Source organism: Actinoplanes sp. NPDC051470 (genome assembly GCF_040682035.1).
GTDB lineage: Bacteria > Actinomycetota > Actinomycetes > Mycobacteriales > Micromonosporaceae > Actinoplanes.
This window is the reverse complement of the sequence record NZ_JBFBAA010000039.1, coordinates 1-11,925: the sequence shown is the minus strand read 5'-3', so window position 1 is coordinate 11,925 and position 11,925 is coordinate 1. Positions and strand designations below refer to the sequence as shown.

Genomic DNA, 11,925 nt, shown 5'->3' with positions numbered 1-11,925 from the left:
CTGCGAACAGTCCGGTGACGCGCCGCCGGCCCCGTTGCGGCCGACGGCACGTCCCATCGCTCACAGGCGGAAGGCGCCGACCAGTTCCCGCAGCTCGCGGGCTACCGCGGACAACTCGCCGGCGGCATGCTCGGACTGGCCGACCAGTTCGCTGCTGGTTCGGGCGACCGTGGCCACGTCGTCGATGTTGGCGGCGATGTGACCCGAGCCGGTTGCGGCCTCGGCGACGCTGCGGTTCATCTCGGTGGTGGTCGCGGTCTGCTCCTCGACCGCCGAGGCGATGGTGGTCTGATAGTCGTTGATCTGGGCGATGATGCGGGAGATCTCCTGGATGGCGGTGATCGCGCCACTGGTGTCGGCCTGGATGGCCTGCACCCGGCGGGAGATGTCTTCGGTGGCTCGGGCCGTCTCCTGGGCCAGGTCCTTGACCTCCCCGGCGACGACCGCGAAGCCCTTGCCGGACTCGCCGGCCCGGGCCGCCTCGATGGTGGCGTTGAGGGCGAGCAGGTTGGTCTGTTCGGCGATGCTGGTGATCACCTTGATGACGTCGCCGATCTCCTGGCTGGAGGTGCCCAGCCGGGAGACGGTCTCGGTGGTGGTCCGGGTGACGGTGACGGCTTGCCCGGCGACCTGGGCGGCCTCGCTGGCGTTGTGGGCGATCTGACGGATCGAGACGCCCATCTCCTCCGAGCCGGTGGCGACCGTCTGAACGCTGCGGGACACCTCGCCGGCCGCCGCGGCCACCATCTCGGCCTGTTCCGAGGAGCGTTGGGCGCCACCGGCCAGCTTGCCGGAGATCTCCCCGATGCGGTCGCTGGCCGTGCCGAGGGTCGCGGAGCTCGCGGCCAGCCGGGTCAGCACCGAGCCGACCGCGTCGAGCGCGGTGTTCACCGAGCCGCTCATCTGCCCGACTTCGTCGGCCGACTGGACGTGCAGGCGGCGGGTAAGGTCGCCGCCCGCGACCTCCCTGAGGACTTCGCCCGCCTCGGCCAGCGGTTGAGTGATGGTGCGGGTGGTGCGCCAGGCGACCAGGACGGCGATCACGATGGCGGCCAGGAAGAGGGCGGCCATCAGAGCGTTGAAGCTGCCCGCGGTCTGCCGGGCCGCGGCCGTCTCCTTCTTGTTCATCGCCTCTTCTAGATCGATGAACACGTTGATGACGCGCAGCCATTCCACGAAGGCGGGCTTGGCCTGCTCCTTCAGCACCGTCATCGCCTGCGTCTGGTTCCCGGCCCGCTTGAGCTCGATCACCTCGGGCAGCAGGGGCAAAGTGCTGGCCTGCACCTGGTTGATGGCCGCGTAGGCCTTCTTCTCGTCATCGCTGGTGGCCGCCGGGTCGGCGAAGATCTGCTGCATCTTCGCGTCCGAGTCCTTGTACTTGTCCGCGAGCTTCCCGATCAGGGTCTCCTCGTCGTCGACCTCCGAAGCGCCGCCCGCCATCACCACATCGCGGATCGCGATGGCGCGGTCATGCACGCTGCCCCGGAAGTTGATCGCATAGCGCTGCTTCACCGCGTTCTCGTCATTGATGATCGTCAGCTTCGAGTCGATGCTGCGCACCTGGACGACGCCCGCCGTGACCAGCGCGGCCATCGTCATCACCACGACGGCGAAACCGGCACCGATCCGCCGGCCGATACTCCAATTTCTCACCGCGACACCTCGATCACATCAGATCCCCGGACCGCCCCTGATCAAGCAAACGTCGTAATCATCACCCTTCACGTCGGCCCACGCGGCCAGAGTCGAATCTCGGCTCCACCGGACAGAAAAGCTTGGTTTGTGGTACGGCCCTGAAGTGTTTGACGCCACCAGCGATGGTGCGTCACGTCGCCGACGCCGAAATAGCAGCCGCGAGCCGGGCCCACTGAGCCGAAGAACGAGCACGGGATGAAGCCCATGTGAAGCACCGAAATGATGCTCTTCGGACACGAGGTCCGCTATCGGTGCGGACCGTCACCGGAACGGGGATAACGTGTCCAGATTCCGTGTGCTGCTTGGCGCCGTCGTCGCAGCGTTGGCGTTGTCAATGGTCGGAGCCGGGCCCGCGGCGGCTCAGGAGCCGGCCAAGCTCGACCGCGCTGCCGAGATCTTCGCGCCGTGCATCAAACTGGCCGCCGAGAGCAAGGCCCCGGCATGGACGTGCACCGCGGCGGGGTTGACCGTCACGAGGCGCGACGCCAACGGCAAGGCTACCCAGTCGCTGACGCCGGTGGCGCCGCTGACCTCCGGTACGGATTCGGCGTCTGCCCTCGCGGACGACTACGACTCGTGGTGCGAGAACGAGGCCGTCTGCCACCGCAATCCGTTCGGCAACAAGTTCCTCGAGGAGACAAAGGGCAACGCCGCGTACGGCAGCGGGCCGACACTGATCGGCAGCTTCGACATCGTCATCCGCACCAACCTGAACGGTCGCCAGGCGCAGTGGCGGGAGACGTTCATCTGGGACAGTGGGCCCGGCGTCAGCTTCGAGGCGGTCGCCGCGAACTGCTGGGAGGCCATCGATTTCTGGCCGGATCTGAGCTGCGGCAACCATTACGGCGGCAGCCGGCGAATCGCATCCGGGGTAGCGGCCCGATGGGACACCGGCACGCTCTACGGGAACCGGCTCGTCAACGCAGCCGACTACTACGGCTCGGTGGTCGGTGTCTTCACCACCGACGACGAGCCGGAGATGCCGCGGTTCATCTCGCCGCTGGAGACCACGCGGTTCCAGTGCCCAGGCACCCAGAACTGCGTCTTCTACTGACACAGCGTCGTTACTGACGGATCCCGCTGAGCGGTGCCGGGCTCCGCCCACCCGGGCGGAGCCCGGCACGGGCCGGCTCCACCTCGCGACGCCAGTACATCAATCACGCCAGGCGAGAGGCACGAGAATGAAACGCGTACGTCTGCGGTAGATGAGTTCACCGAAATGGACGCGCGCCGGCGACGGAGGGGTGGATCAGTCCGCTAAAGCCCGATGTCGATCGGCCGCGATGGGGATCGGAGGGGCCGACTTCCTGGTAACTGCGGCTGTTGAGTCTGACCGTGAACCGACCGGTCGGTTTCTGAGCGTGCGATCATCGTTTACGTGATCGAGCCGGGGAGGCCGAACTGTACGAGGATGCCGACGATCCGTACCTGTGGCTCGAAGAGTCGGATTCGCCAGCTGTTGTGCGATGGGTGACGGGCCGCAACGCCGAGACGCTGGCCGCGTTCGCCGGTGAGGGCTTCGTCCGGGCGAAGGACGCGATCCGGGAGGTGCTCGACAGCAAGGACCGGATCCCTTACCCGGGCTGGCGCGGCGATGGCCTCTACTACAACTTCTGGCAGGACGCCGCCCATCCGAGAGGATTGTGGCGGCGGACCACCTTGGAGCAGTACCGGCGCGACGAGCCGGCGTGGGACGTCCTGCTCGATGTCGACGCGCTGAGCGCGGCCGAGAAAGAGAACTGGGTGTGGGGCGGCGCCACAGTGCTGGAACCCGGTTACGACCGCTGCCTGGTCAATTTGTCCCGGGGCGGCGCCGACGCCATGGCGGTCCGCGAGTTCGACCTGCGCGGCCGGGCCTTCGTCGAGGGCGGCTTCACACTGCCCGAGGCGAAGAGCGACGTGGACTGGATCGATGCCGACCACATCTACGTCGCGACCGACTTCGGGTCGGGGACCCTGACGACCTCCGGCTACCCGCGTGTGGTGAAGCGGTGGCGGCGCGGCACCCCGCTGTCGGAGGCGGAGCTCGTATATGAAGGGCAGGTTGACGACATCGCGGTCAGCGCGGGCCACGACCCGACGCCCGGCCACGAGCGCGACTTCGTCGGCCGGACCCTGGACTTCTACCGCAGCGAGCTGTACCTGCGCCGGCCGACCGGTGACCTTGTCAAGATCGACGTGCCGGACGACGCCGGCTGCGACATCCACCGGGACTGGCTGCTGATCTTGCTCAGGTCGCCGTGGACGGTCGGCGGCGTCACTCATCCGGCCGGTGTGCTGCTGGCCGCCCCGTTCGGCGCGTACCTCGACGGCCGGCGCGACGTGAGTGTCTTGTTCCAGCCCGATGACCGCACGTCGCTCGGCTCGTACATGTGGACGCGCAATCACCTGCTCATCGCCACAATGGCTGACGTCCGGACCCACCTGCACCTGCTTACCCCGAGCGCCTCGGGATGGCGTCGGCAGCCACTGTCCGGGGCCGGTGAACTCGACGACGCGTGGATCGTCGACACCGACCCCGACAACGACGACTCGTACCTGATCGCCTCGGCCGGATTCCTGCGGCCGGAAACCCTTGGCTTGGGCACCGTCGGAGGTCGCGTCGAGGTACTGAAGCGGGCGCCGGCATTCTTCGACCCGGACGGCATGCAGGTACGCCAGTACTTCGTCGCCTCGGCCGACGGCACCCGCGTGCCGTACTTCGTCGTGGGTGGGTCTGCCACCGCGCCGACTCTGCTTACCGGGTACGGCGGCTTCGAAATCTCGCAGACGCCGTACTACGACGGCGTCATGGGGCGCGGCTGGCTCGCGCGAGGCGGCACCTATGCCGTGGCGAACATCCGTGGCGGCGGCGAGTTCGGCCCGGCGTGGCATCAGGCGGCATTGCGGGACAAGCGGATCAAGGCGTTCGAGGACTTCGCCGCGGTCGCGGCCGACCTGGTGACACGCGGGATCACCACCCCGGCACAGCTGGGTATCGAGGGCGCCAGCAATGGCGGGCTGCTGATGGGTGTCATGCTGACCCGCTACCCCACACTGTTCGGGGCGGTCGTTGCCACCGTGCCGCTTCTCGACATGCGCCGCTACACCAAGCTGCTGGCCGGCGCCTCGTGGACCGCAGAATACGGTGATCCCGACGACGAGGCTGACTGGGCCTACCTGCGAAAGTACTCGCCGTACCACAATGTCCGGCCTGACCGGTCGTACCCTCCGGGCCTGTTCGTCACCTCGACCCGCGACGACCGCGTCCATCCCGGACACGCACGCAAGATGACGGCTCTGCTCCGAGCACAGGGCCACGACGTCTTCTACTACGAGAACGTGGAGGGCGGGCACAGCGCTGCTGCGGACAACGAGCAGGCCGCCATTCTCTCGGCACTGACACTGGAGTACCTCTGGCGCGAGCTGCACGGTGTTGCAAGCCCTGCACCACATGACTGAAAGGCCTTGCGGCGGCCTCATCGTCCGATCCTTGGTTCTGTCATGATGGCGTTCTCGACACGCTGTCCGTTATGCCGGGAAAGCTATACTTCTGTGGTGTCCTGACTGTCGGCCGGCCGAACGCCCGGTCGGGCAATCAGAAACGGAGCACCATGGTCCAGCAACCACCTCCGCGGCGCGCACGCCGTCGTACCCCGGCACGCCTCCTCGTGGCCGGCCTCCTCGCCGTCGCCGGGTCCGCGGCCGTCGTGACCGGCACCGCCGGCCCGGCGTGGGCCTGCCACGGCCTCGTGTACGGCAACCCGGTGCGGAGCACGAGCGGTTTCACCTTCGAGGTGACCAGCTCGTTCGCCACGGCCGGCAACATCACGGCGCTTGCCAACAACGGGACCGCCTCGCTCAGCGGCACCAGCTGGGCGACCGGCGACACCCCGGTGACCGCCACGGTCACCGGCCTGAACCCCGGCCAGAGCGCCACCGTGCAGTTCAACGCCGCCCTGGCCGGCGGCGGCACCGCGTGCTCGTCGTACACGAACAGCGCCCAGAACGCCCCCGCGGAGACGCCGGCGTTCTCCGCGGTCACCCGCACCGCCACCGGGTTCACGTTCACCATCACGAACTACGACGGCGATGTGTACGACTACACGTTCGCCGAGACGAACGACGCCACCGCCACCGACGACGGCGACGGCCTGATCACCGTGACCGGACTGTCCGAAGGCGCGTCGTCCGCCGTCACAGTCACCGCGACGGCGAAGAGCAACAGCGGCTTCGACGGTGACGCGAGCGCCACCGTCACCGGCGCCGCCACGGTCAGCGCGTCCACTCCGCCCACTCCGCCCGCCCCGCCGTCGTCACCGGCCAAGCCGGCCGCGGCCGCGGGGGACAGCGCCGTCAAGATCACCTGGGTGCGGCCGGAGGCCAACGGTTCGACCGTCACCGGGTATCTGGTGACGGCGGCCCCTGGCGGCGCCACCTGCTCCGGCGGCGCGACCGCCACGTCGTGCCTGATCGGCGGGCTGGACAACGGGACGCCGTATCGCTTCTCGGTGGTGGCCCTGTCCGATCTGGGCCGTTCGCCGGTCAGCCCGCTCAGCGACGCGGCGACGCCCGCGTCCACTACGAACAAGGGCATCGACCTCGACCGGCCGCGCACTGTGCCCGGCGACCGCGTCCAGTTGCACGCGGAGGTCTACGACCCCGGCGCGCGGGTGACGTTCACGCTCTACTCCACGCCGACCGTGCTGGGCACGGCGATCGCCGGCGCCGACGGCGTGGCGACCCTGCGCGTCGACCTGCCGCCCGGCGTGACCGGTGAGCACGTGATCCGGGCGCTCGGCATCGGCGCGAACGGCCTGCCGCTGAGCCAGGACACCGACATCACGATCACCGCACCGGGCGAGGGTGGCGGCGGTCTGCCGGTCACCGGGCCGGGCGCGGGCGTGCTGGTGGGCGTGGCGGTCGCGCTGCTGCTGGGCGGCGCCGCCCTGACGGTGGCCGCCCGCCGCCGGCGGATCGCGGCCTGAGTCACCCGCTGCCGCCTCCGGGAACCCTTGGTTGTCAGGGGTTCCCGCAGGCGGCTTTGCTTAGCCGAACGTTTCCCACAACCACGCCGCGGCGTACGCGACACTGCCCACCGCCCCGAGCATGAACATGAGGAACACGGCGGGCCAGGCCCACGCGATGGCTTCCCGGTCGTTCGTTGCGACAGACATGATCACTCCAAGCGACGTCGGTGCGTTGACGCCGTAGATTCTCCGATCCGACGGCCCCTTCCGCCTCTGCGGGAAGTTGGATCCCGGGGGGATTTCAAGTACGACCTTTGGTTGGCCGGGCGCCGCCTGCGGTCACCGCGCACAAGTCGGAGCCCGCGGCGACCCCACGGGCGGGTCTGGGCACGGTTGCTACCGGTTGGGGGTCGCCAAGGCCCGGTCGATGAGAATGATGACGTTCTGGGCCTGGCCGACCAGGTAGAAGTGGTCGCCGGGAAAGGTCTTCAGGTCGAACGTGCCCGCGGTGTGGTCCGCCCATGCCCGGGCCTCGTCGTCCGACACCCGGGGGTCGCTGTCGCCGATGACGGCGGTGATCGGGCAGTCGAGCTTGCGGCCGGGCTCGTGCCGGTACCGCTCGATGGCGGTGTAGTCGCTGCGGACCGCGGGCAGGATCAGCTCCAGCATTTCGGGGTCGGCCAGCAGCGCCGGGTTGGGGCCACCGAGGCGCTTGAGCTCGGCGACGACCTGGGCGTCCGTACCCTCGTGAATTCGGTCGGCCCGGTACCGGGACGGTGCGCGCCGGCCGGAGGCGAACAACCGCACCGGTGCCGGGCGGCCGGCCTGCTGCATGCGGAGGGCGATCTCGTACGCGAGGATCGCTCCCATGCTGTGCCCGAAGAGGGCCAGCGGCTTGTCGTCGAGCTCCGCGAGCACGGCGAAGATCTGGTCGGCGTACTCCGGGATGTTGTCGATGCCCGGCTCGCGCAGCCGTTGCTGCCGGGCCGGATACTGCACGGCCAGCACTTCCACCCGCGGTGCGAGCGCCCGGGACACGGGGAAGAAGAAGCTCGCCGATCCACCGGCGTGTGGCAGGCACACCAACCGGACCGCGCTCTGCGGTGACGGGGTGGCAATGGTCACCCACTTGTCGAAAGCGGCCGTACGCGGGGGAGCGGTCATCCCTTGACCTTCCATTTCTCGGACAGCTTGGCCAGTAGGTCGGAGATGGCCCGGTGTTCCGCCGCGCTCATGGCGATAGCCTCCTCGTCCAGCTCGTCCACCTCCTCGAGGAGGTCGAGGACCCCGGCCGCGTCCACGTCCACGTCGAGCAGCGCGTCCAGCTCGGTGGCCAGCGCGGCCGGCGTGACGTGGTCGAACAGCAGAGTGGGCGGCAGGGTGAGCCCGGTGGCTTGCGCGAGGCGGTTGCGCAGGCGGACGCCGCTGAGCGAGTCGAAGCCCAGCTCGAGGAAGGACGCGTCGTCCAGGATGGTGTCGGGGTCGGTGATGCCCAGGACCCCGGCCACCTCCAGGTGGACGAGTTCCAGCATCGTGCGCGGCTCGTCCGTCTGGGGAGGCTCGTCGTCGGCGACCGTTTCCGTCGCGGGCTCCGGCGCCGCCGAGGCGAGCCAGTAGGACTGGTGCTGAAACGGGTAGACCGGCAGATCCATCGGCCGGCCGCCGGCCAGAACCGTCGCCCAGTCGACGGCCGTCCCACCCGCGTGCAGCTCGGCGAGGGCGGTCAGCACACCGACGTCCTCGGCCGAGCGGGGACGCAGCAGGGCGTGGAACGTGGCGTCACCGTCCAGGCATTCCATCCCGGCCGACGCCAGCGTCCCGGACGGGCCGACCTCCACGAAGGTGCCCACTCCCTGTCCGGCCAGTTCCTGGACGGCGTCCTGGAAGCGGACGGGTTGCCGGACCTGGTCCAGCCAGTACTCCGGCGTGCCCATCTCGGCCGGATCGATCAGGCGTCCGGTCACCGTCGACACGACCGGCAGGAGAGGGGTACGGAAGGACAGGGATTCCAGCGCCGTACGGAAATCATCCAGCACCCCCTCCACGTGGCGGGAGTGGAAGGCACGCCGGACCTTCAGCCGTCGGGCATCGCGCCCCGACGCCGTCCACGCCGAGGCGAAGTCCGTCACCGCGTCCGGCGCACCCGACACGACGACCGCCGCCGGACCGTTGACCGCGGCCAGGTCGAGCGCTGCGCCCGTATCGTCGAGGAAGTCCCGTACTTCCTGTTCACCGGCCCGGAGGGCGAGCATGGCCCCGGGGGGCGCCGCCCGTAGCGCCGCTCCGCGAGCCACGATCAGGGTGGTGACGTCCGACAGCGAGAGCATTCCGGCGGTGTACGCGGCCGCGGCCTCACCGATCGAGTGGCCGGTGACGACGTCCGGGCGTACACCCCATTCCGCAAGCAGCTCGACCAGCGCGACCTCGACGGCGAAGATGCCCGCCTGGGCGTAGAGCGGGTCGTCCACGAGATTGGCGGTCGCCGCGGCGCCTCCGACTCCGTCGAAGTAGACGTCCGCCAGCGGATGGTCCAGGTGCTTGCCGAACTCCGCGCTCACCGTGTCCCAGGCCCGCGTGAAGGCCGGGAAACTCTCGTACAACCCCTGACCCATGGTCAGCCGCTGCGTGCCCTGCCCGTCGAACAGGAAGGCGACGCGCCGGGTTTTCGCGGTCCCGGTCATCAGGCCGGGCCAGCCGGCGCCGTCGGCCAGCTTCCCCAGCGTACGAAGGAAATCCTCGCGGTCGGCGCCTACCACGACCGCGCGGTGGGCGAAGTCGGAGCGCGTGGTCGCCAGCGAGTAGGCGACGTCGAGCGGATGCCACGTCGAGTCCTCGGCGAGGGCCGCGGCCAACTGCCCGGCCCGCTGTCGCAATGCCTTCGGGTTCTGCGCCGACAGCACCCACGGCAGCGGCCCGCTCTCCTTCGCCGTGACCGGTGCGGCCGGCGCCTCGTACTGCTCCAGCACGACATGCGCGTTGGTCCCGCTCAGGCCGAACGACGACACGCCGGCCCGGCGCGGCCGCACGTCGCCGGGCCACGGCTGGTTCTCGGTCAGCAGCGCGACCTCGCCGGCCGCCCAGTCCACGTGCGGCGACGGCTCGTCCACGTGCAGCGTCCGGGGGAGTACGCCGTGCCGCATGGCCTCGACCATCTTGATGACGCCGAGGACGCCCGAGGCCGCCATGGTGTGCCCGATGTTCGACTTCAGGGAGCCGAGCCAGACCGGTGTGGAGCGGTCCTTCCCGTACGTGGCCAGGATCGCCTCGGCCTCGATCGGGTCGCCGAGCGTCGTACCCGTCCCGTGCGCCTCCACCGCGTCCACGTCCGCCGTGCCGAGTCCGGCGTTGGCCAGCGCCTGGCGGATCACCCTCTGTTGCGCCGCGCCGTTGGGGGCGGTCAGCCCGTTCGACGCACCGTCGGAGTTCACCGCGGTGCCGCGTACGACCGCAAGGACCTGGTGCCCCAGCCGGTGAGCCTCGGAGAGGCGTTCCAGCACCAGCACACCCACCCCCTCGGACCAGCTTGTGCCGTCCGCCGAGGCGGCGAACGACTTGCACCGGCCGTCGGACGCCAGGCCGCGCTGCCGGGAGAACTCCACGAACACGTCCGGGGTGGGCATCACCGACACCCCGCTCACCAGCGCCAGCGAACACTCGCCCTGCCGCAGCGCCTGCGCCGCCAGGTGCAGGGCGACCAGGGACGACGAGCACGCGGTGTCCACGGTCAGTCCCGGTCCTTCCAGCCCGAGCGCATAGGACAGGCGCCCGGACAGCAGGCTGATCGAGCCACCGGTGATCAGGTTGTCCCGCTGCGCCTCCGCGGCCCCCAGCCCGTAGCCCTGCGCCGCCCCACCCACGTAGACGCCCACATCGCGGCCGCGCAGCGATCTCGGGTCGATACGCGCTCGCTCGACCGCCTCCCACGCCGTCTCCAGCAGCAGCCGTTGCTGCGGATCCATGCCCAGCGCCTCCCGCGGGCTGATCCCGAAGAAGGAGGCGTCGAACGCGGCCGCTCCGTCCAGAAAGCCACCTTGCACGCTGTACGACTTGCCGGGCGCGTCCGGGTCCGGCGAGTACAGGTTCGCGACGTCCCAGCCACGGTCGCCGGGGAACGCGGAGATCGCATCGGATCCCGACTCCACCAGGCGCCACAGGCCCTCGGGCGACGTGACGCCACCCGGCACCCGGCAGGCCATCGACACGATGGCGATCGGCTCGTTCACCGGCGCCCGGTCCGCCACCGGTTCGGCGGGGGGCTGTGACGCGGCCGGCAGACCGAGCTTCACCAGCAGATGCGCGGCCAGGGCATCCGCGGTCGGGTGGTCGAACACGATCGTCGCCGGCAGCCGCAGCTCGGTCGCCTTGGCCAGGCTGTTACGCAGTTCGACCGAGGTCAGCGAGTCCATGCCGAGGTCTTTGAAGGGTTTGTCGGCCGCGATGGCGTCGGCCGAGCCATGACCGAGCACGGAGGCCACGTTCCCGAGCACGAAGGCGAGCATGAGGCGGTGCTGCTCGGCGGCCGTCCGGCCGATGAGGCGCGACTTGAGGGCGTGGACGCTCCGGTCAGCCGCCCCGGCCGGGTTCTGCGGGCGTCGGGCCGTGGCGAGTCCGCGCAGCAGGGCGGGGACTTCGGTGCCGAGGCCGGGCCTGGTCGGGGCGGCGATCAGGAGTGGGTGGCCGTGGTGTGTGGCGGTGTCGTAGAGGCGTATTCCGTGTTCGGCGGTGATCATCCGCTGGCCGCTGCGGCGGATGCGGTGGTGGTCCGTGTCGGTGAGTGTGGCGGTCAGGCCGCTGGTCTGCTCCCACAAACCCCAGGCCAGGGAGAGGGCGGGCAGCCCTTCGGCTTGGCGTTGTTCGGCGAGGGCGTCGAGGAAGGCGTTGGCGGCGGCGTAGTTGCCTTGGCCGGCAGCGCCGAGGACGCCGGCGGCGGAGGAGTAGAGGACGAACGCGGCGAGGTCACTGTTCTTGGTGAGTTCGTGGAGGTGCCAGGCGGCGTCGGCTTTGGGTTTGAGGACGGTGTCGAGGCGTTCGGGTGTTTGGGCTTCGATGACGCCGTCGTCGAGTGCTCCGGCGGTGTGGATGACCGCGGTCAGGGGATGCTTTGGCGACACCGCTGCCAGCGCCTGCTCCAGCCCCGCGCGGTCGGACACGTCGCAGCGTGCGGTGTCGACCTGGGCGCCGAGCTTGGCAAGGTCTTTGATCAAACCCTTTTCGGGGGTACGCCGTGACAACAGCAGCAGACGCTTTACGCCCCGCTCAGCGACCAGGTGGCGGGCGAGGA

7 protein-coding genes are annotated in these 11,925 nt (G+C 69.8%); 3 read left to right on the top strand and 4 right to left on the bottom strand.

What is annotated here, in order from left to right:
* Nucleotides 1-60: 60 nt before the first annotated feature.
* Entirely contained in the window at nt 61-1,653 is a 1,593-nt protein-coding gene (locus AB0M54_RS41650; RefSeq protein ID WP_364477755.1) for a methyl-accepting chemotaxis protein, read from the bottom strand.
* A gap of 322 nt (nt 1,654-1,975) precedes the next feature.
* Between AB0M54_RS41650 and AB0M54_RS41645 the strand changes: the two genes are divergently transcribed.
* The 3 genes from AB0M54_RS41645 to AB0M54_RS41635 all read left to right on the top strand — a co-directional run bounded on the left by AB0M54_RS41645 (nt 1,976) and on the right by AB0M54_RS41635 (nt 6,662).
* On the top strand, nt 1,976-2,749 hold the full coding sequence (locus AB0M54_RS41645) for a hypothetical protein (RefSeq protein ID WP_364331598.1): 774 nt from the start codon (nt 1,976-1,978) through the stop codon (nt 2,747-2,749).
* A gap of 347 nt (nt 2,750-3,096) precedes the next feature.
* Complete coding sequence (locus tag AB0M54_RS41640) at nt 3,097-5,136, top strand: prolyl oligopeptidase family serine peptidase (RefSeq protein WP_364477885.1); 2,040 nt, start codon at nt 3,097-3,099, stop codon at nt 5,134-5,136.
* Nucleotides 5,137-5,288: 152 nt separating this feature from the next.
* Nucleotides 5,289-6,662 (top strand): fibronectin type III domain-containing protein, encoded by a 1,374-nt coding sequence (locus AB0M54_RS41635; protein WP_364477752.1) that lies wholly within the window; start codon nt 5,289-5,291, stop codon nt 6,660-6,662.
* A 60-nt stretch (nt 6,663-6,722) separates the two neighbouring features.
* On the opposite strand, the gene AB0M54_RS41630 is transcribed toward AB0M54_RS41635, so the two are convergent.
* The 3 genes from AB0M54_RS41630 to AB0M54_RS41620 form a co-directional block, all read right to left on the bottom strand.
* Nucleotides 6,723-6,851, bottom strand: a complete 129-nt coding sequence (locus AB0M54_RS41630; protein ID WP_364477749.1) for a hypothetical protein — start codon at nt 6,849-6,851, stop codon at nt 6,723-6,725.
* Between the two features lie 189 nt (nt 6,852-7,040).
* Nucleotides 7,041-7,808 (bottom strand): alpha/beta fold hydrolase, encoded by a 768-nt coding sequence (locus tag AB0M54_RS41625; protein ID WP_364477746.1) that lies wholly within the window; start codon nt 7,806-7,808, stop codon nt 7,041-7,043.
* Nucleotides 7,805-11,925: type I polyketide synthase (locus tag AB0M54_RS41620; RefSeq protein ID WP_364477743.1), on the bottom strand; the 4,121-nt coding region annotated here is incomplete at its 5' end. The genes AB0M54_RS41625 and AB0M54_RS41620, both read right to left, overlap by 4 nt.